Genomic DNA, 21,416 nt, shown 5'->3' with positions numbered 1-21,416 from the left:
TTTTACTTCTTTATTGAAAATTATAAGTTAGCTATTCAATACTAACTTAAATAACGAATGTTGAAGTTTTAGAACATTCCACCGCCACTTTGTGTTTCATTTGCATCTCTTTGTTTTCTTGCTAAAGCTCGATTTTTTCCGCCACCAAACATGTAGTTGAATCCAACATAAACAGTTTGACTTTCCCAATAAAAAGCACCACTCTGACGATATGGAATATTTCCGTCGAAAGCAAAACGCATGGTTTCAAACATGTCATTAAATCTAAGGGTTATCGTTCCTTTTCCTTGTAAGATATTATAAGTAGTTCCAAAATCGATTCGATACATTTCTTTTCTGTCAAATTGTAAGGTTCTGTCTTTTCCTCTATACATTCCGAATAATTGAAAACGTAAGTTTTTCGTAGCTGTGAAGCTATTATTTACTCTCACGTTAAAAGTGGTTACATCGGTTTCTGCATTTTCTAAAGCATTCGTGTTAGCATTTTGTACGGTTCCTTTTACGGTTCTAAAATACATGTCGGCACTAGCGTTAACAGACCACCATTTTGAAAACTTTAAATTTCCTGAAGTTTCAATTCCAAAGGCATCGTTGCTGTCAAAGTTATCGTAAGATAAAATATTGCGGTTTGGATTGTTTGGGTCGTTGAAAACAACTCTAGAAATTTCATCCGAAATTCTTCTGTAAAATATACCACTTGTAATCGCTCCTAGTTTAGTAGTTCTAGTGTAATTTACTTCGAATGAATTTGTAAATTGAGGAGTTAATTCCGGATTTCCTCTTGATTCTAATAACGGTGTTGTCCATTCTCTAATTGGACTAGCCTGTCCAATGCTTGGACGATCTATTCTTCTAGAATAATTGAAATTAAATGAGTTTTTATCGTTTGCGGTATAGGTAACAAAAGCTGAAGGATAAACGGTAAAGAGATCGTCTGTAATCTTTTGATTAGCAGTGTAGCTTGGATTCGTTTCGTTCACAGTAAAATCCGCATCCAAGTCAAAATATTCTAAACGGACTCCAAGTTGACCGCTCCATTTTCCAATTTGTTTGCCCATGTTAGCATAAGCTGAATAAATATTTCTTCCAAATTCAAATGCGTTATTAGCACTGGTAAAATTAGGATTATCATCATTCAATTTGTTATTTGAATTTTGAATTCTGGTTTCAATCCCTAACTCTAATTTGGTGGATTCTGACAACGGATTTACATAATCGGCATTGAATTGAAAATAGTCGGTAGTTCCTTTTACAATATTCCTTCTTTCAAAAGATGCTGTTGGATTGAAAATAGTTTCGTCGTAAAACGTGTTTTCATCATTTTCGGTATGAGAATAGTTTACTTGAAATTCAATGTTCTCGTCTTTTTTTTCAAAATCATGTTTGTAAACAACATCGTAGGTTTGATTTTTATTGCCTCCTGTACTCCCGAAAAATTGATTAGTATTGCGATTTAAGACAGGATCGTCAAAAATTACGGTCGTAGTTCCAGTTCCATCACCATAAGCAAAACTTTGATTGGTATAAGCAGAAATGGTATTTCTATCATCTATGTAATAATCCATTCCTAATTTCAATAAATGCGAATTATTTTTATTTCTGAAATTGAAATCTTGTCTGTTTTCCAAATTTGTTCTTTCACTATCCACAAAACCATTATTTGCATTAATTCCGTGGTTAAATCCGTAATTACTGTAAAAATTCACTTTTCCTACTCGGTAATTTAGGTTTAAAGCGGAGTTGGTCTTCGGTGTAATTCCGAAGGTGACTCCCGTATTTAATGAACCATTAAAACCTTCCTGTGAATTTTTATGTAAAATGATGTTGATGATTCCGCTCATTCCTTCTGGATTATATTTTGCTGAGGGATTCGTTATTAACTCAATTTGTTTAATTGAAGCTGAAGGAATTTGTTGGAGCAGTTGCTCAATTGATACATTTGAGGGTTTGCCGTCTACTAAAACCCTTACATTGCTATTTCCTCTCATGCTAATTTCTTTAGTTTGAGGGTCAATGCTAACGGTAGGGATATTGTTCATGATTTCAGAAGCGGTAGTTCCCGATGCAATTAAATCTTTCCCAACATTAATTACTTTTCTGTCAATTTTTTGGACCATGTTAGAGCGTTCAGCTACCACTTCAACATCTTTTAATTCTGATACATCTTCTAAGATAGCGATTGTTCCTAAATCTTGGTTATGTGTTGCTGTTAAATCAATATTTCTAACAAGTGTTGAATAGCCCATAAATTGAATTTCTACAACATATTTTTGGGGTGCTAATTTATTTATAGCAAAGTTTCCGTCTTCAGCGGTTACGCCCCCTGTAATAATTTTGTCATTATTTTTAATAATGATGTTTACATAAGGTAAGGATTGATTTGTTTTCTTGTCAATTATTCTTCCTTTGATACTTCCCATATCTTGTGCAAATCCAATGGATAAAAAGCACAAGAAATTGATAATGATTAATTTGAGTTTCATTTGATTATTTGTTTAATTGATTTGATGATTGTGATTACTAGACTTCAACAGTTGTTAATTGTTACAGTATTTTTGAAAATATTTTTTTAATTGAAAAAAAACCAATCAATAATTACTATTTGTTACCTTTGCACCTTCTAAAAAATAAGGAAAAATGACATTACATCAAGCACTAACGACACACATCCAAAAAGCAGTTGAAGAATTGTTCAATATCTCTATTGAAAAAGTTGAATTTCAAGCTACTAGGAAAGAGTTTGAAGGTGATATTACCATGGTGGTTTTCCCTTTAGTAAAAACATTAAAAGGCAATCCCGTTGAAATCGGAAATCAGATAGGAAATTACTTAGTAACGAACGTAAATGAAGTTGCTAAGTTCAATGTGGTAGGCGGATTTTTAAATATCGTGATTTCGGATGCTTTTTATGTGGAATTTTTCAATACGATTAAAAACAACGATACCTTTGGTTTTGTAGCTCCAAAAGAAGGAGAAAAAGCGGTAATGGTAGAATATTCTTCGCCAAACACCAATAAACCTTTGCACTTAGGTCACATCAGAAACAATTTATTAGGATATTCCGTTGCTGAGATTTTAAAAGCTTCTGGAAAAAAAGTATATAAAACCCAAATCATTAACGATAGAGGAATTCATATTTGTAAATCGATGTTGGCATGGCAGAAATTCGGAAAGGGACAAACGCCAGAATCAACAGGATTGAAAGGCGATAAATTGGTTGGGAATTTCTATGTAGAATTCGACAAACAATACAAAAAAGAAATTTCGGAATTAGTCGCTCAAGGTAAGACCGAAGACGAAGCAAAAAAACTAGCACCATCAATTTTGGAAGCACAACAAATGCTTTTAGATTGGGAAAATGGAAAGCCAGAAGTTATCGAACTTTGGAAAACCATGAACCAATGGGTGTATGATGGTTTTGCCCAGACTTACAAAAATCTTGGTGTTGATTTTGATAGCTATTATTATGAATCCAACACGTATTTGCTAGGAAAAGAAGTAGTGCAATTTGGTTTAGAAAAAGGCATTTTCGAGAAAGATCCAGATGGTTCGGTTTGGATTGATTTAACAGCGGATGGTTTAGACAGAAAAATCGTGCTTCGATCTGACGGAACTGCGGTTTACATGACACAAGATATTGGAACCGCAATACAACGTGTGAAAGATTTTTCAGATGTTGGTGGAATGGTGTACACCGTAGGAAATGAGCAAGATTACCACTTTAAAGTATTGTTCTTAATTTTGAAAAAGTTAGGATTTGATTGGGCCGATAGCTTATATCATTTGTCTTACGGAATGGTAGAATTGCCTTCAGGAAAAATGAAATCTCGTGAAGGAACTGTTGTAGATGCAGATGATTTAATGGCAGAAATGACTACGACAGCGCAAACTATTTCTGAAGAATTAGGAAAGTTAGATGGTTATTCTGAAGACGAGAAAGCAGTTTTGTTTAAAACTATCGGTTTAGGAGCTTTGAAATATTATATGCTAAAGGTAGATCCTAAAAAACAAATGATGTTTAACCCAGAGGAGTCTGTTGATTTTGCTGGAAATACTGGACCATTTATTCAATATACTTACGCTCGTATTCAGTCGATTTTAAGAAAAGCTGATTTTGATACTTCAATTTCAATTTCGGGATTAGAATTGCACGAAAAAGAGAAAGAATTAATCAAACAAGTGCAATTATTCCCTGAAGTAATTCAAAATGCTGCAGAAAATCATAGTCCGGCGTTGATTGCAAATTATACGTATGATTTGGTAAAAGAATTCAACTCGTTCTATCAACAAGTATCGATTTTAGGAGAAGAAAATCACGATAAAAAAGTGTTTCGAGTACAACTATCAAAATCAGTTGGAAACACCATCAAAAATGCATTTCAGTTATTAGGAATTGAAGTTCCTGAGCGAATGTAAGCGAGTTACTAGTTAAAACTTGCGAGTCACTAGTTTTCGTTGCGTTTAGTTGGTCACTCTGTTAAGCGTTTCTTTTATTAATAAAGTTGGTTAAATAACATAATTTTCATAATTATCAATATTTCTTCAATCTGTGTTCCTAATTAATTGGATTACGATTTTGGATTTTATTATAGGAATTAAATAAATGAACACATCAAAATATTTTTTTCAAACCTTAGTCGTGGTAATTGTTTCTGTTTTGTCTTTTTTGGCATTCAAAACCATTTTACCAAAAAAAATATTTACCGAAAGTAAATTAAACTCTAAAAGTGTAGTGGTTGATAGTTTACTTCTTGAAGCTATTGCTGAAGAAGTGGGACCTGCGGTTGAAGATTCTATGGCGAATACCGTTATCGATTACAAAGGAGTTAATGGTGTTCGGTTTCCAGCAGAGACTTTTGAAGAATATACAGGGAATCAATATTTAGCCACTTTTTTCGAAAAACTTTTTCAATTAGAGACCAAAAAGATAGGTAATGTTCGTATCGCTTATTTTGGCGATTCCATGACCGATGGTGATTTAATTGTAAAGGATTTTAGAACCTATTTTCAAGAGAAATTTGGAGGTCAAGGGGTAGGATTTGTAAATATAACTTCAGAGTCCGCCACTTCGAGAAGTTCGATTATTCATGAGTTTTCGGAAAATTGGAAGACGCAATCGTATTTAAAAGTAAAGCAACCATTGCACCCATTTGGAGTAAACGGTCATGTGTTTTATGCAAATGATACGGCTAATGTAGCTTGGGTAAAATACAAAGCCAATAAAACTAGATTTGCTACAGTATTACCTCGTCCCACCTTATTTTACGGAAGTTCTTCTAATAAAGAAGGAAAAATCAACTATGTTATTGGAACAGATACAATTTCAAAAAAAATAAGTCCAAATTCTTTGTTGAATGCTCTTGTTCTCTCTGAAAGTAATTTAAAGAGTATAAAAGTTGACTTCAAACAAGCGGATTCCATTCCTATTTACGGTTTCAATTTTGATGACGGGAAAGGGGTTCATGTGGATAATTTTTCAAATAGAGGAAATTCTGGCTTACCCATTGGAAGTTTTGACGTTGCTACTATGCGAGCATTTCAATCGAAACTTAATTATGATTTAATTATTCTACAATACGGAGCAAACGTATTGAATTACGGATCCTTAAATTACAGTTGGTACGAAAAGCGAATGGCTAAGGTAGTTGCACATTTGAAAGAATGTTTTCCTGGGGTTGCTATTTTAATTATATCTACTGCCGATAAAGCTACTAAATATGATTTAGAAATGAAAACCGATTCTGCTGTTGTCCCTTTGAATACAGCTCAAAAGCGATATGCTATAAAGTCAGAATCGAGTTTTGTAAATATGTTCACGTTAATGGGTGGAGATGGTTCTATGATTCAATGGGTCGAGCAAGAACCAGCTAAAGCCAATAAAGACTATACCCATTTTAATCATAGAGGAGCAAAAGAAGCTGCTAATTTGATTTTTATTCAATTGAATAAAGGGTATGAGCTTTATAAAAAGTTAAGAAAAAAACAAAAAAAATCAGCTGTTCCCATCAAAAAAGATAGTCTATTTTTTAACACAGATTCCGTTCATGAAAAATAAATTAGGATTGCTACTGTTTTGGATTTCTTTTTTAGGATATGCCAATCAAGATACTTTGTTAGTTTCAATAGATACTACAGCAGTAGATGTTGCTGTTGTAGACTCTATTGAAGTTCATTTTACAGGGAACGATATTCACAATTCGAATGGCATTCTTGCATTCTATGAAAAATTATACCAATTAGAGCAGCAAAAGTCAGGAAAAATAAATATTGTTCATATTGGAGATTCTCATATTCAAGCAGATTTGTTCACCGCCAAAATTCGAAATCAATTTCAAAGTGTATTTGGAAATGCGGGTTTTGGATTTACCTTTCCGTATAGTATCGCTAAAACGAATAATAGTGCCCCTATTCGGTATGTAGCCTCTGGTACGTTTCAGAGTTTTAGAAACATACATGCTGATATATTGCGACCGGTTGGTTTAAGTGGTTTTTCAATGGAAACAAGAACCGATGATTTTGCCATTCAATTAACGGTAAAAGATCCTCAATTTTATTTTACAAAACTGAAAGTGATTACACCTCAAAATACAAATTCTTTTGATGTTTCTATTTCTAGTAAAAATATTGTTTTAGAGCGAAAAGTTCCTAAACGAATTACTCATAAAGTGAAATCTGGTGAAGTTTTAGGGGGTATAGCAGATCAATACAACGTTTCTTTGAAAGCATTGAAAAAAGTGAATGGGTTAAAAAGCGATATGATTCGTGCTGGAAAGATAATCACTATTCCTGCCAAGGGAACACAATCCAAAACCACTCTTAAGAAAGAGTATATTCCGGTTGATTTAACACCTTCACAGTTCTCAAATGATTACATTTCGGAAACCTCTCTAGACAAGGTGGCACTTGTTCCTAATCAAGAAATGAACTATTTCGCTTTGAATGGCTTGGTCTTAGAAAATGATAATTCGGGAGTCATCTACCACAGTATAGGTGTCAATGGAGCTAAAGCTTCAGATTATAATAAGTTCCCCATGTTTAATGAGCAATTACCTGCATTAAGTCCAGACTTGGTAATTATTTCTTTGGGTACCAATGAAAGTTATGATAAACAATCAAGTGAAAACTATTTTGCACATTTGAACCAAATGATTCAAGGAATTAAAGACAAAAATCCACAAGCTTCGATTTTGGTGATGACATCTCCGCCTTCCGTTTTACATCGTAAATATAAAAATACCTTTATCGAAAAATATGCCGAAATTATAGAAGAAAATGCACATGTTAAAAATTATGCAGTTTGGAATCTTTTGGATGTTTTTGGTGGCAACAAATCGATCAATCGAAATGCAGCCAAAGGTTATATGGCTAGAGATAAAGTTCATTATTCAAAAGCGGGATATGAAAAGCAAGGCGAATTGTTTTTTGAGGCTTTTTTACAATCATACGAATTATTTAAATCGACAAAACAGTAGTGAAAGCACTTTTTAGTATGCAAAATTGGTTTCTTGAAAATGTAGGGAATATCGATTTAGAGACCATCAAAAATTGGTTTTTATTCAACCCAAAACAACCGCTTTTGTTTAATAGCGCGTTGTTTTTAGGTTTCTTTTTAATCTTTTATGTGATTTATATTTTGTCGCGTAAAACCCATTATTTCCGCATAACTTATGTGGTGCTGTTTTCTTTGTTTTTTTATTATAAGTCAAGTGGTGTTTATTTTTGGATTTTGATATTTTCATCTGTAGTAGATTATTCTCTTTCTCGATTAATCTATGTAGAATCAAAACAATTTTATCGCAAGTTTTACTTGATTTTGAGTTTGGTTATAAATTTAGGAATGTTGGCGTATTTTAAATATACGAACTTCTTTATTGCTAATTACAATTCCCTTTTCGATGGAACTATGACGTTTGAAGATATTGTACTTCCTGTTGGAATTTCATTCTATACTTTTCAAACTCTAAGTTATACAATTGACGTTTATCGAAGAGAGTTAGAGCCGACGAAGAGCTTTATGGATTTCTTGTTTTTCGTATCTTTTTTTCCACAATTAGTGGCTGGGCCTATAGTTAGAGCAAGTGATTTTATTCCGCAGATTTATGAGAAATTAAAGTTAACGAAAGAAGATTTTAATCGTGCTTTATTTTTGATTATTGGTGGTTTACTAAAAAAAGCGGTGATCTCAGATTACATTTCTAGTAACTTTGTTGACCGTGTTTTTGATGCACCAAATAGTTATACTGCTTTTGAAAATTTGATGGCTTCGTATGGTTATGCTATTCAAATTTATTGCGATTTCTCAGGATATTCTGATATCGCTATTGGATTAGCTTTGTTGATGGGATTCTGGTTGCCAGACAACTTTAGAACACCTTATCAATCTGCTTCCATTACCGAGTTTTGGAGAAGATGGCACATCTCACTTTCGAGTTGGTTAAGAGACTATTTATACATCTCAATGGGTGGAAACCGTAAAGGTAAAATCAGAACCTATTTCAATTTATTCATGACGATGTTATTGGGTGGATTATGGCATGGTGCTTCATGGAAATTTGTAGTTTGGGGTGTTTTACATGGGTTGGCTTTAGTGGTAGAAAAATTCTTTGGTCAGTTTATTAAGCTGCCTAAAAACTCTTTGGTAAGAACGATTCAAGTTGTTTTGACCTTTCATTTTGTAGTGTTTTGTTGGTTGTTTTTTCGAGCAAAAGATTTCACTACAGCATTTCAAATTGCGGATAACATTACTAAATTAACTTTTGATTTCAACCAATGGCAAACCATTATTTTAGGTTATAAAAATGTCTTTTTATTAATTGCAATTGGAGTAGTTTGGCATTTTATTCCTGTGAAAATGTTGGCTGGAATGCAAAAGACCTTTTCTACCTTACCTCTAGTGGCTAAAGCCGTTTTATTAGGATTGATTTATTGGGTAGTATATGCGACGGCATCCGCTGATGCCCAACCTTTTATTTATTTTCAGTTTTAAGTAACATTTGTTACCTTTTTTCTTTGGCGTAAAACGTAGTTTTGTCTTTTTAATAATTAAGATGAAGAAAAAAGAAATTAGTATTACTTTAGTTGGTGTTGTTGTCGGCTTGGTTTTAGGTTATGCTTATTATCATTACATTGGTTGTGTCTCGGGTTCTTGTTCCATTACCTCAAAACCATTGAACAGTTCCCTTTATGGAGGGCTCATGGGCGGATTGTTATTGAATATGATTTACGATTTTTTTAAAAAGAAATCCCCAAAATAGCAGGTTACGTTTTTTCAAAGTAGTGGCTATTTACTTAAATGATTTTTAAAGATTACATAGCTTGTAAATGTTAAATTAATGAAATTTTAAGAAAGCTATTTCTAAAATTAGCTATATTTGTGTTAATATAAAACAAACAATTAAAAATAAATAACAATTTAAAAATACAAAAAATGAAAAAATTAGTTTCTATCATGGCTGTTGCCGCTTTTATGTTATCAATGAATGTTAACGCTCAAGAGCCTAAGAAAAAAACAAAAAAAGAAACGGCTAAAACTGAAAAATCTTGTTCAACTGCAGAAAAAAAATCTTGTAGTACAGAAGCTAAATCAGGTGGGTGTTGTTCATCTAAAAAAGCTGCTGAGAAGAAAGCAGAATAGTTTAGACTTATATGTTATAGTTAAACGCCTCGATTTTTTCGGGGCGTTTTTTTGTGTAACAAATGTGACTGATGATGCTATTCGAAAAGTATAATTTTGAAAAGCAATTTATTGAGAAATTGATTATTGTTTAGTTTTATTGGTTAGTCAGAGCGTCTTAATGACACTCTTTCTATTTGTAACCATTGTTACACGCTTGTGTAACTCATGTTACCGACTACCTTTTTTTACAGATGTACATTTGTAACATAAAATAAGAAGAAAACTAACTATGAAAAAAATCAATTTAATAATTGTACTTGGATTGGTGTCTATTGCTGCTCTTGCCCAAGATACTTTGACAATTTCAAAAAATGATTTGATGCAAAAAGTTACCGAGAATAACCTACAAATCAAAGTGGCCGAAAAATCATTTCAGTCTGCAAAAGCAGATTATCGTCAATCGAATGCACTCTTTTTGCCCAACATTACTGTGTCGCATACTGGAATAGTCACAACCAATCCATTAATGGCTTTTGGTTCGAAATTAAATCAAGAAATCTTAACGGCTTCCGATTTTAATCCGGCATTATTAAACAATCCTGATGAAACTCAAAATTTCGCAACCAAAATAGAAGTACTCCAACCACTTATCAACGTAGATGGTTTGTATGGAAGACAAGCGGCAAGAGCTAAAATGGATGCTTTTCAATTGCAAACTGAGCGTACTAAAGAATATTTAGAACTTGAAGTTTCAAAAGCCTATATGCAATTGCAATTGACTTATAAAGCGGTAAAAGTTTTAGAAAAAGCAAATACAACAGCACAAGGAAATTTAAAATTGGTAGACAACTATTTTAAAAACGGAATGTTACAAAAAACCGATTTATTAAATGTTCAAGTTCGTGTAAATGAAATTACAAATCAATTGCAATATGCCAAATCCAATGTGCAAAATGCATCCGATTATTTAGCTTTTTTATTAAATGAAGATATGGTTGGAAAAACCTATAAACCTGCTGAAAAATTAGATAATGCAATTGCTATTGAAAGTATGAATACAACACTTTCTGATTCTAGAAAGGATATACAAGCGATGCAAAAATCGGCGGATGCCTATCAAAAAATGTTTCAATCTTCTAAATTCGGATTCTTACCAAGATTGAATGCTTTTGGAAGTTACGAATTGTATGACCAACATGTCTTCCAAACGTCAGCAAAAGGATATGTAGTAGGAGCACAATTGTCATGGAATGTTTTTGATGGCTTTAAAAACATCGGAAAAACACAAAAAGCAAAAGCTGATTTTGAAAAAGCAACGGTTGAAACCGAACAATACAAAAAGCAAAGTCAGTTAGAATTGAGCAAAACCAATCGTCAATTGCTAGATGCCGAAAACAAAGTGAATTTATCTAAACTAGCTTTTGAACAATCGCAAGAAGCGTTTAGAATTCGTCAAAATAGATTCACTCAAGGGTTAGAAAAAACTACCGACTTATTAATGGCTGAAACCCAAATGGCGCAAAAAGAATTAGAGCATTTACAAGCGGTTTTCGAATATAACTTTACCAAACAATACTTACAATTTTTAACTAAGTAAGTGGTAAGATTAAAGTATTAAGAATCAAGACTAAGTATAATTAAATCAGATTTTTAGATTTTTCAAATTTCTTTAATCTGTGTTCAAAAATAAATTTTTAAAATTAATAACATGAAAAAGATACTAACAATACTAACCATTTCATCACTAATCTTAACATCTTGTGGAAGTGATAAAAAAGAAAATATTACTGATTTACCTACAATTCCAGTAAAAGTAGCGGGTAATTCAGGTAATTCTAATAGTCCGTATGTAACAGCAAGTGGAAAAATAGAATCAGAAAATAGTGCTAATTTAAGTACTAGAATGATGGGTTATGTAACCAAAGTAAATGTGAAAGTAGGACAAAATGTTTCGGCTGGACAACTTTTGGTAAGCATCAACAACACCGATTTACAAGCGAAAAAAGCACAAGTAGATGCTTCTATCACACAAGCTACTGCAGCATACAACAATGCGAAAAAAGATTATGATCGTTTTGTGAATTTGTTCGCGCAACAATCGGCTTCTCAAAAAGAATTAGACGATATGACGGCTCGTTACGAAATGGCAAAAGCAGGTTTAGAAGCAGCAAAACAAATGCGTAATGAAGTCATGGCGCAGTTTTCTTATTCGAATATTACCGCTCCATTTTCAGGAACGGTAACGAATACTTTCGTAAAAGAAGGTGATATGGCAAGCCCAGGAATGCCTTTAGTAAGTATTGAAGGCACTTCAAGATTACAAGTAACCGCAATGGTTTCAGAAAGTGATATTTCGAATGTTAAAAACGGAATGCCAGTTAAAATCAACGTGAAATCTTTAAATAAAGAAGTTACTGGAAAAGTTTCGGAAGTGAGTTTATCCGCAAAAAATACAGGTGGGCAATATTTAGTAAAAGTGACTTTAGACAAAATAGATAAAGAGATTTTATCTGGAATGTTTGTAAACGTACAATTCCCAATGGCTAAAAAAGAAACAACTACCCTTAAATCAGATGTAATTCTAGTTCCAGAAAGTGCATTGGTAAAACAAGGTCAATTGACTGGAATTTACACTATAGGAAGTGGTAATGTAGCTATTCTAAGATGGTTAAGAATTGGGAAAATCTTCGGAAATCAAGTAGAAGTATTATCAGGATTGTCAGCAGACGAACAATATATTGTTTCAGCAGAAGGGAAATTATTTAACGGAGCTAAGGTTAGTGTTCAGTAAGCCCCACCCAACCTCTCCAAAGGGGAGGAGAAAATACGTAGGCAAAGTTTGAGTTGAATAACTCACAGTAAAATAATGTTTAATTTAATTTCACCCCAACAATTTCCCCCTTTGGGGGGTAAGGGGGCTAAAATCATGCAAGAAGGTATATCAGGTAAAATAGCCAATTTCTTTATCAACTCAAAATTAACCATTTTATTGATGGTGGCGTTGATGATCATTGGTACTTACAGTTCGTTCTTAATTCCAAGGGAAGAAGAACCGCAAATTAACGTTCCTATGGCCGATGTTATGGTCATGTATCCAGGTGCTAGCCCGTCTGAGATTGAGAGTAGAGTGGTAAAACCATTAGAAAAAATTATTGGTAACATCAAAGGAGTGGAGCACATTCACAGTATGGCGATGAATGGCTATTCGATGATGGTAGTGCAATTTTATGTGGGGGAGAACAGCGAAGATTCGTATGTAAAATTATACGACGAATTGATGAAAAACCGCAAGATGTTCCCTGAAGGCGTTATGCAACCCATCGTAAAAACGCGTTCGATTGACGATGTTCCGATGTTAGGATTAACGCTTTGGAGTGAAAAATACGATGATTTCCAATTGCGTCAAATAGCGGAAGAAGTTACTTCGGAAATTGAAAAAGTAAAAGACGTTGCCATTACCAAGGAAATTGGAGGAAGAACACGAGAACTAAAAGTAGTTTTAGACAAAGATAAAATGGCTGAAAATGGTGTAGATGCTTTGAGCATTATGCAAATGATTCAAGCCAATAACGGAAGTTCGCAATCGGGAAGTTTTGTACAAAATGATACCGAATATTTAGTTACAACAGGTAAGTTTTTATCGACTTCGGAAGATGTAGAAAACTTGGTAGTTGGTGTAAACAATAATATGCCGGTTTACTTAAAACAAGTAGCAACCATTCAAGACGGACCACAAACACCGAAGAATTATGTTTCTTTTGGTTATGGAAAAGCGAATGCGAAATTCTCAAAATTTAATTCGGAATATCCTGCGGTTACTATTTCAGTAGCAAAAGTTAAAGGAGCTGATGCAATGCAGATTTCAGAGAAAATTCTGGAGAGAGTAGAATCTTTAAAGAAAAATGTTATCCCAGAAGATGTGCATGTTGAAGTTTCAAGAAATTACGGTGAAACAGCATCTCATAAAGTTGGAGAATTACTACTACACTTAGGAGTTGCTATCATTGCTGTAACAGTTTTAGTAATGTTAGCTATGGGTTGGAGAGGTGGATTAGTAGTGTTTTTCTCTGTTCCGTTAACCTTTGCATTAACTTTATTTAGTTACTATTTATTAGGCTATACGTTAAATAGAATTACGCTTTTTGCCTTAGTATTCGTCGTTGGAATTGTTGTAGATGACAGTATTATCATTGCCGAAAACATGCACCGTCATTTCAAAATGAAGCGACTACCCTTCAAACAGGCAGCGATTTATGCGATTAATGAAGTAGGAAATCCAACGATTTTAGCAACGTTTACTGTAATTGCAGCAATCTTACCAATGGCATTCGTATCAGGAATGATGGGGCCTTACATGAGTCCGATGCCAATTGGAGCTTCTATTGCGATGCTATTATCGTTGTTCGTAGCTTTGACCGTTACACCTTATTTGGGATACCATTTACTTCACGAAAAAGATGAACAAGAACATAAAGAAGAACAAGGTTTAGAGACTTCTTGGATATATAAAATCTATAAAAAAGTAGAACAACCCCTTTTAGATAATTCTAAGAAACGTAACTTAATGTTCGTTGTAACGATTCTTCTTTTATTAGGTTCTGTATTGATGTTCTTTACGAAATCAGTAGCGGTTAAAATGTTACCTTTTGATAACAAAAATGAATTCCAAGTCGTAATCGATATGCCAGAAGGAACTACTTTAGAAAGAACGGCTGCGGTTACTAAAGAAATTGCACAATATCTTTCAACAGTTCCTGAAGTGGTGGATTATCAAAATTATATTGGTGCTTCGGCTCCGATAACCTTTAACGGTTTAGTTCGTCATTACGATATGCGTGGAGGAAGTAACATGGCGGATATTCAGGTAAATTTACTACACAAAGAAGACAGAGATTTGCAAAGTCATGATATCGCAAAAGTAGTGCGTCCCGAAGTGCAAAAAATTGCTAAAAAGTATGGTGCGAATGTAAAAATTGTGGAAGTTCCACCAGGACCACCGGTATTATCTACTTTAGTGGCTGAGGTTTACGGACCTGATTATGAAGAACAAATTAAAGTGGCCAATCAAGTAAAAACGATTTTGGAAACTACAACTGATGTAGTAGATACCGATTGGATGGTAGAGGCACCTCAAGTAGAATATAAATTAGAGGTAGATAGAGAAAAAGCCATGTTAAATGGAATCGCTCCACAACAAGTAGTAGGGAATTTAACTTATTTACTGAGAGAAATGCCGGTTTCTAACTTGTATGATGAACGTTCAAATAATCCAGTTGGTATCACATTATCATTGGAAGATAAAGACAAAACTTCAATTCAAGATATTCAAAATTTGAAAATAAAAGGAAGTCGAGGTAATGTAGTTCCGGTTAGTGATTTGGTAAAAGTTACTACTGATACCTTACAAAATACGATTTACAGAAAAGATCAAAAACGAGTAGTATATGTTTTAGCCGATATGGCGGGAGCTTTAGAAAGTCCGGTGTATGCAATTTTGGGAATGAATGAGAAGTTGGAAAAAATGCAATTGCCAAAAGGATATAAAGTAAACGAATTGTACATGGATACTCCATCAGATGAAAGTGATTTCACCGTTAAATGGGACGGAGAATGGCAAATTACTTTAGAAGTATTCCGTGATTTAGGAGCCGCTTTCTTAGTCGTAATTATTGTGATTTATATGTTGATTGTAGGTTGGTTCCAAAACTTCAAAACTCCTTTAGTTATGATGGTGGCGATTCCACTTTCTTTAGTTGGAATTGTATTAGGTCACTGGGTTTTAGGAGCTTTCTTTACAGCCACTTCGTTTATTGGAATGATTGCGTTAGCTGGAGTTATGGTGCGTAATTCTGTCTTACTGATTGACTTTATCGAAATTCGTTTGAACGACGGTATTCCAATGAAACAAGCCATTATTGAAGCTGGAGCTGTAAGAACGACACCGATTTTATTAACGACTGGTGCAGTAGTAATTGGAGCCTCTATTATTTTGTTTGATCCCATATTCCAAGGATTAGCGATTTCGTTAGTAGCCGGTGCGATTGTTTCAACATTACTAACATTGATCGTTGTACCATTAATTTACTATATCACAGAACGTAAAAAATGGGAGAAGAATAATTCATAAAATGTTTAATCAAAAAAGAAAACTTACCTCGATAGTTTCCTCCCCTTTGGGGAGGTTAGGTGGGGCAAAATATGAAATTAGTATTAATTACCGCCATAGCATCATTTGAAAAAGACGTCAAAAAGATGCTTAAAGAAGCTAAAGTAGCATCCTATTCGTACCGCGATGTAAAAGGTTTTAGGGATGCTTCAGAAGAAAGTGTTGGAGACAATTGGTTTGGTTCTGAAATGAATGAGACCGACTCCGTTATGTTTTACGCTTTTATTTTGCAACATCATTTAGATGTATTACTAGAAAAAATAACAGTATTTAATAAAAATCAAGAGTCTATATCAAAAGTACATTTGGCCGTTTTATCGGTAGAAAAATATAATTAAAATTTGAAATTATGATCAATAGAATTGTAAGAGCAGTAGCCGGAACCTTTATTATTATAAGTGTTCTTTTAGGAATGTATGTGAATGAAAATTGGTTTTGGTTTACCCTTTTTGTAGGAGCCAATTTGTTGCAATCTTCATTTACCAAATGGTGTTTAATGGAAGATATTTTAAGAAAAGTATTTAAGATTCAGGATTAAATAATGAATCGCAAGTAAGGGTTTCTAGTGAAAATTTTTCTAAAAACTAAAATGTAGAAAAAGGGTTTGACTTTAATAAAGTTGAACCCTTTTTTTGTGAGCTAATTCTTTTAAATTACCTCTTAATTACACTTACGGCTGTTCCAGTTGCAGAAACGGCTACGTAATTGCTTGTTGTTAGTTCAATATCAACTTGAATACCCACAACCGCATTGGCATTTAATTTTTCTGCGTTGGCTTTTAGTTGTTCAAAGGCTTGTTCTTTTACTTCTGAAACACTTTCACTTATTCCAGCATAATATTTTTGTAAATTAAAGGTCATTTTCATTTTTTGAACATTTACAGCGGTTCCCGAAACAATACCTTTATATTCGGCAATTGTAAAACCATCTATCGAATTGGTTGTAGTTAGTATCATGATTTTGAGTTTATTTGTGTTTTATTAGTCTAATTTAGGACTGTTTTGTTACTGATTTTAATTCGTCCTGTTAAGTAATGTCGACTAATTTTTGAACAGTTTAGGAATTTAATTTGATTTATTGTTTTGAATCTGTTGCTGCATATCGATTTTTAAGTCAATTTTTTTACTTTTGCTCAAAGAGTATTATATTTCGTAGTATAAGGTTTAAGGCTTTAAAAAACATTGAATAGCTTAGTGATTGATTAAAATTGAATAATAACTTTATGGAGAAATTTTTAAATATTTATTTTTATAACTTTTTTTTGATATCAAGATTTCTAGGTAAATTAATATCTATTTATTTGAACCCTTTTACTTGGTTTAATAATTTTAATAAAATGAAATTAGGGTCAAAGTTGTTCTTTGAGCATATGGAGAAAAATTACCCAACTTTTTTACATGAGTACAAATACATTTTTAAAATTAAAATATATTTTATTTCGTTTTTAGCTTTAGTTAACTTGTTTTTTGTTGGTCTCTGCTTTTTCATTGCAAATATAAGCGTACCAAAATATTATGTTTTAATTTTATTTGTGAGCTTATTTTTGTCAATTATTGAATCTTATGTGTATATATTTGATAAAGATAAGTATCAAATCTATTTTAAAGAATTTTACGAGACCAAAAAGTACAACTATCCTTTAACAACTTTTTTATTGATAACTTCATTAATCTTCATTTGGTTTTATGTGATTTTCTTCAATGCTTTGAATTAAATAAAATTACTTTCTTCAAGTTGTAAAACATTAGAGACGCTTTCCAATATTAAAAAAAAAAATACTCCTACATGCAAATCCTCATGTAACAAGAAAAGTATAAGTTTAATAGACTAGTTAGCTAATTAAATGGATAAGCTATGTGAATCCTATTAAATTGATTTTATGTAAAAAATATGAGTTTAATTTTTTTAACTTTTTGAGTTTTGTAAACTATTTACACAATCTCCCATATACTAATTTGTGACTTTATAACTTTATCTTATCTTTGCACTTCATTAAACAAAACCGAATTATGTTTGATAATTTAAGCGATAAGTTAGATAAAGCGTTTCATATATTAAAAGGGCATGGCAAAATTACCGATGTAAATGTTGCCGATACTTTAAAAGAAGTTCGTAGAGCATTGTTAGATGCCGATGTGAATTTTAAGATTGCAAAAGATTTTACCACTAGAGTTAAAGAAAAAGCAATAGGTGAAAATGTATTAACTACCTTACAACCGGGACAATTAATGGTTAAAATCGTTAAAGACGAGTTAACCGAATTAATGGGTGGTGATGCTGCTGGAATTAATCTTTCTGGAACTCCTTCTGTGATTTTGATGTCGGGTTTGCAAGGTTCTGGTAAAACTACTTTTTCGGGTAAATTAGCCAACTATTTAAAAACAAAAAAAAGCAAAAAACCGTTATTGGTTGCTTGTGATATTTATCGTCCTGCAGCAATTAATCAGTTGCACGTAGTAGGAGGACAAATTGGGGTGGAAGTTTATTCAGAACCCGAAAATAAAAATCCAGTTGAAATTGCTCAAAATGCAATCAAACATGCAAAAGCAAATGGTTTCAATGTAGTCATCATCGATACTGCTGGTCGTTTGGCTGTGGATGAAGAAATGATGAACGAAATCGCTAATGTTCACAAAGCCATTCAACCACAAGAAACCTTATTTGTTGTGGATGCAATGACGGGACAAGATGCCGTAAACACTGCAAAAGCGTTTAACGATAGATTGAATTTTGACGGAGTTATCTTAACGAAGTTGGATGGTGATACACGTGGTGGAGCTGCTATTTCAATTAAATCGGTAGTAAACAAACCTATTAAATTCATCGGTACTGGTGAAAAAATGGAAGCTATTGATGTGTTTTATCCAAATCGTATGGCGGATAGAATCTTGGGAATGGGAGACGTGGTTTCCTTAGTAGAAAGAGCACAAGAGCAATACGACGAAGAAGAAGCAAGAAAATTACAGAAGAAAATCGCTAAAAACGAATTTGGTTTTGACGATTTCTTAGCGCAAATTCAGCAAATCAAGAAAATGGGGAACATGAAAGACCTTGTTGGAATGATCCCTGGTGCTGGTAAGGCCTTAAAAGATGTCGAAATTGAAGACGACGCATTCAAACACATTGAAGCCATTATTCAATCCATGACACCTGTAGAAAGAAGTAAACCTTCCTTAATTGATGTAAAACGTAAAACCAGAATTGCAAAAGGTTCGGGAACAAAAATTGAGCAGGTTAATCAATTGATGAAACAATTCGACCAAATGAGCAAAATGATGAAAATGATGCAAGGTGGCGCGGGCAAAAACCTGATGAAGGCCATGGGCGGAATGAAAGGCATGAGATAATAAGTAGAGGCGCGATTCATCGCGTCTTTTTTATAGCATAAACACAACAAACAACACAACAAAATGCAATTATTAGACGGAAAAAAAGTATCGGAAGATATCAAAAATGAAATCGCTGCTGAGGTAGCGCAAATGAAAGCCAAAGGTGAAAAAGTGCCGCATTTGGCAGCTATTATTGTGGGTAACGATGGTGCGAGTTTAACCTATGTGGGGAGTAAAGTGAAATCGTGTGAGCGTGTAGGTTTTGAATCGACTTTGATTAAAATGCCAAGCACAACTTCGGAAACAGAACTTTTGAAAAAAATCAAAGAATTGAACGAAAATGATGATATTGATGGATTCATTGTTCAGTTGCCTTTACCAAAACAAATCGATACGCAAAAAATCATTGAAGCTATAGATCCAAGTAAGGATGTCGATGGTTTCCATCCTGAAAACTTTGGAAAAATGGCGTTGGATATGTCTACTTTTATTCCAGCTACACCATTCGGAATTTTAGAATTGTTAGAACGATATAATGTTCCAACAGATGGTAAGCATACCGTAGTTATTGGAAGAAGTCACATTGTAGGTAGACCCATGGGAATTTTAATGGGAAGAAAAGGATTTCCTGGAAATTCAACCGTAACAGTTACGCATAGTCATTCAAAAAACATCAACCAAATTACATCTCAAGCGGATATTATTATTTCAGCACTAGGTGTTCCAAATTTCCTTAAAGCAGAAATGGTAAAAGACGATGTAGTTGTAATTGACGTTGGGATCACAAGAGTAGAAGACGAAACCTCAGAAAAAGGGTATCGAATTGTAGGTGATGTAGACTATGAAAATGTATCAAAAAAGGCCTCTTATATTACGCCTGTTCCCGGTGGAGTAGGGCCTATGACGATTGCGATGTTGTTGAAAAATACATTATTGGCAAGAGAACAAAAGCGTAATAGATAATACAAGAAAACATAGTAAGACCTGAAATTTTTCAGGTCTTTTTTTTAAAAAATTGAATTTCTTCATTTATGAACAGATTGATGTTTTTTTTAAATTAAAGGGCTATTAATTCACGTAAGGATTGCTAATGAGTCCTTGAATTATGACATAAGCTTAACCTTTGATTTTGCAGATAAATTCTTAGTTTTTATATTGTTTTTCTTTTTTATTTTTGGATATAATTTAATAATTATGTTAAAAAATATTAAATATCCTCATTATTTTTTTATTATATTTGTTAATGTAATCAATAAATTAGAGATTTATGAAAAAAACAATTATTCTTTCCAGTGCGGTAGCGGTGTTAATTTTGAATTCATGCGCTTCCTCAAAACCTGCCCCAGTCAAGTTATCTGGTCCTCAAGTTACAGCGAGTGCCAAAGAATTAGTTCGGATTACAGACGATATTGTAGCTGAATTTCAGCCCTCATTATCTCCTAACGGAAAAAAATTATTGTATGTAATTCGAGATGATGCTAACGATAATTACAATAAGTGGAGTATTAGGTTAAAAAATGATGTTATGTTACCTGGATTTACTCCCTTAATTGGGAATAAAACCGATAGACCTTCATGGATCGATAATGAAAACTTTATTTTTACGTATTACGCTTCTAAACCTACAATAGCTGTTACAAGTATTAACAAATTAGGATTAACGTATATAGGACAAAATGCCTATGGAGATTTTGATGCCGATGCTAGTGTTTCTCCAGATGGAAAGAAAATTGTTTTAACAACTACTTTGCAAGATACCAGAAATATTTGTTTGGTGAATAGAGATGGAAGCAGTTTTACAGTGCTTTCAGAAGGAATTAATCCGAAGTGGAATCCCAAAGGGGATAAATTGTTGTACACTAAATTGTCAGGTGATTTTTACCAATTATTTGAATTGGACTTAAAATCTTTTCAAAGTACACAAATTACCACAGGGGAACAACATTCTACTAATGGCGCATATTCACCAGATGGAAAACACGTAGTTTTTATTGGTACGAAAGATAAGTTTAGCCACCTTTTTGTAATGAAAATTAATGGAACTTCATTAACTCAAATTACAAGTGGAGCATCTAATGAAACACAACCTTTTTGGGGTGTTGACGGAAATATATATTTTGCATCAACTGCAGGCGCACGCCAGCCTGAAAAAACATCTTACAAATATTCTAACATCTTTGCAAGAACAACTAATAGTACAATTAACCAAGAATTATCTGCATTCTCTTATCCGTATACCGATATTTGGAGAGTTCAACCTTTAATTGTTGAATAGAAAGATGTTTCTAGAAAATATAAAGCCATT

The 21,416-nt window shown here is 33.2% G+C and carries 16 protein-coding genes; 14 read left to right on the top strand and 2 right to left on the bottom strand.

What is annotated here, in order from left to right:
- Positions 1 to 68: 68 nt before the first annotated feature.
- Positions 69 to 2,483, bottom strand: a complete 2,415-nt coding sequence (locus BUE95_RS06945; RefSeq protein WP_073582836.1) for a TonB-dependent receptor — start codon at positions 2,481 to 2,483, stop codon at positions 69 to 71.
- Between the two features lie 154 nt (positions 2,484 to 2,637).
- Here BUE95_RS06945 and argS point away from each other — a divergent pair, with 154 nt between their 5' ends.
- The 11 genes from argS (at position 2,638) to BUE95_RS06890 (ending at position 16,320) form a co-directional block, all read left to right on the top strand.
- Complete coding sequence (gene argS, locus BUE95_RS06940; RefSeq protein WP_073582834.1) at positions 2,638 to 4,416, top strand: arginine--tRNA ligase; 1,779 nt, start codon at positions 2,638 to 2,640, stop codon at positions 4,414 to 4,416.
- 187 nt (positions 4,417 to 4,603) lie between these two features.
- On the top strand, positions 4,604 to 6,055 hold the full coding sequence (locus BUE95_RS06935; RefSeq protein WP_073582832.1) for an SGNH/GDSL hydrolase family protein: 1,452 nt from the start codon (positions 4,604 to 4,606) through the stop codon (positions 6,053 to 6,055).
- Positions 6,045 to 7,472 (top strand): GDSL-type esterase/lipase family protein, encoded by a 1,428-nt coding sequence (locus BUE95_RS06930; protein WP_073582830.1) that lies wholly within the window; start codon positions 6,045 to 6,047, stop codon positions 7,470 to 7,472. Before BUE95_RS06935 ends, BUE95_RS06930 begins: the two co-directional genes overlap by 11 nt.
- Positions 7,473 to 7,489: 17 nt before the next feature.
- Complete coding sequence (locus BUE95_RS06925; protein ID WP_073582828.1) at positions 7,490 to 8,986, top strand: MBOAT family O-acyltransferase; 1,497 nt, start codon at positions 7,490 to 7,492, stop codon at positions 8,984 to 8,986.
- 61 nt (positions 8,987 to 9,047) lie between these two features.
- A complete protein-coding gene (locus tag BUE95_RS06920; RefSeq protein ID WP_143165238.1) occupies positions 9,048 to 9,254 on the top strand; it encodes a DUF6132 family protein in 207 nt (68 codons plus the stop codon).
- A gap of 173 nt (positions 9,255 to 9,427) precedes the next feature.
- Complete coding sequence (locus tag BUE95_RS06915) at positions 9,428 to 9,634, top strand: hypothetical protein (RefSeq protein WP_073582826.1); 207 nt, start codon at positions 9,428 to 9,430, stop codon at positions 9,632 to 9,634.
- Positions 9,635 to 9,905: 271 nt separating this feature from the next.
- Positions 9,906 to 11,213 carry a TolC family protein gene (locus BUE95_RS06910; RefSeq protein WP_073582824.1) on the top strand — a complete coding sequence of 436 codons (1,308 nt, stop codon included), beginning with the start codon at positions 9,906 to 9,908 and terminating at the stop codon, positions 11,211 to 11,213.
- A 111-nt stretch (positions 11,214 to 11,324) separates the two neighbouring features.
- The gene (locus BUE95_RS06905) at positions 11,325 to 12,407 is read left to right on the top strand and encodes an efflux RND transporter periplasmic adaptor subunit (protein WP_073582822.1); all 1,083 of its coding nucleotides are present in this window, start codon (positions 11,325 to 11,327) and stop codon (positions 12,405 to 12,407) included.
- Positions 12,408 to 12,542: 135 nt separating this feature from the next.
- Complete coding sequence (locus tag BUE95_RS06900) at positions 12,543 to 15,743, top strand: efflux RND transporter permease subunit (protein ID WP_073583510.1); 3,201 nt, start codon at positions 12,543 to 12,545, stop codon at positions 15,741 to 15,743.
- A gap of 71 nt (positions 15,744 to 15,814) precedes the next feature.
- Positions 15,815 to 16,120, top strand: a complete 306-nt coding sequence (locus tag BUE95_RS06895) for a hypothetical protein (protein ID WP_073582820.1) — start codon at positions 15,815 to 15,817, stop codon at positions 16,118 to 16,120.
- Between the two features lie 11 nt (positions 16,121 to 16,131).
- Positions 16,132 to 16,320, top strand: coding sequence for a YgaP family membrane protein (locus BUE95_RS06890; protein WP_073582818.1), 189 nt, complete (start codon positions 16,132 to 16,134; stop codon positions 16,318 to 16,320).
- A 115-nt stretch (positions 16,321 to 16,435) separates the two neighbouring features.
- Here BUE95_RS06890 and BUE95_RS06885 read toward each other — a convergent pair whose 3' ends face one another.
- Complete coding sequence (locus BUE95_RS06885; protein WP_073582816.1) at positions 16,436 to 16,738, bottom strand: YbjQ family protein; 303 nt, start codon at positions 16,736 to 16,738, stop codon at positions 16,436 to 16,438.
- Positions 16,739 to 17,791: 1,053 nt separating this feature from the next.
- On the opposite strand from BUE95_RS06885, the gene ffh reads away from it, so the two are divergent.
- From ffh to BUE95_RS06865, 3 genes are all read left to right on the top strand, one after another.
- The gene (gene ffh, locus BUE95_RS06875) at positions 17,792 to 19,129 is read left to right on the top strand and encodes a signal recognition particle protein (RefSeq protein ID WP_073582812.1); all 1,338 of its coding nucleotides are present in this window, start codon (positions 17,792 to 17,794) and stop codon (positions 19,127 to 19,129) included.
- A gap of 63 nt (positions 19,130 to 19,192) precedes the next feature.
- On the top strand, positions 19,193 to 20,074 hold the full coding sequence (locus BUE95_RS06870; RefSeq protein WP_073582810.1) for a bifunctional 5,10-methylenetetrahydrofolate dehydrogenase/5,10-methenyltetrahydrofolate cyclohydrolase: 882 nt from the start codon (positions 19,193 to 19,195) through the stop codon (positions 20,072 to 20,074).
- 304 nt (positions 20,075 to 20,378) lie between these two features.
- The gene (locus BUE95_RS06865) at positions 20,379 to 21,386 is read left to right on the top strand and encodes a TolB family protein (RefSeq protein ID WP_073582808.1); all 1,008 of its coding nucleotides are present in this window, start codon (positions 20,379 to 20,381) and stop codon (positions 21,384 to 21,386) included.
- Positions 21,387 to 21,416 lie beyond the last annotated feature (30 nt).

Source organism: Flavobacterium cucumis (assembly GCF_900148835.1).
Classification (GTDB): Bacteria; Bacteroidota; Bacteroidia; order Flavobacteriales; family Flavobacteriaceae; genus Flavobacterium; species Flavobacterium cucumis.
The sequence above is the reverse complement of the archived record's forward strand: the minus strand, read 5'-3'. Positions and strand labels throughout refer to the sequence as shown.